Origin of the sequence: Acinetobacter sp. LMB-5 (genome assembly GCF_001541635.1) — a bacterium.
GTDB classification, from domain to species: domain Bacteria; phylum Pseudomonadota; class Gammaproteobacteria; order Pseudomonadales; family Moraxellaceae; genus Acinetobacter; species Acinetobacter pittii.
The window spans coordinates 1-329 of sequence record NZ_LRDR01000114.1 but is presented as its reverse complement, the minus strand read 5'-3'; the positions used below and the strand labels follow the sequence as shown (position 1 = coordinate 329).

The window sequence follows — 329 nt, the reverse complement described above, 5'->3', positions numbered from 1 at the left end:
TTAGCATCCATTCTGTTGTTAATGGTGGTACTGATTACTTTAGGTTCTAGTGCGATGCTGTTTATTGAAGGGCAAAACCCTGATGCCAACATTCAGACAGGAACAGACGCATTGTGGTGGGCCTTTGTTACTATTTCGACCGTTGGTTATGGTGACCATTATCCAGTGACGACGGGAGGTAAGCTGCTTGCCGTGCTGATCATCATATGCGGTGTTGGTATCTTCGGTATGATTTCAGGTTTAATCACCTCGTTCCTGACCGCTCCCACTCGTCAACAAGATAACCGTTCGAAGAATAAAGAGAAGCTGTTGGAACAAGTATTGGATAG

At 45.0% G+C, this 329-nt stretch carries 1 protein-coding gene; it reads left to right on the top strand.

All coding sequences use genetic code 11. The features are described from left to right. On the top strand, nucleotides 1-329 hold a 329-nt coding region (locus AW165_RS18755; protein WP_171254276.1), incomplete at both ends, for a potassium channel family protein.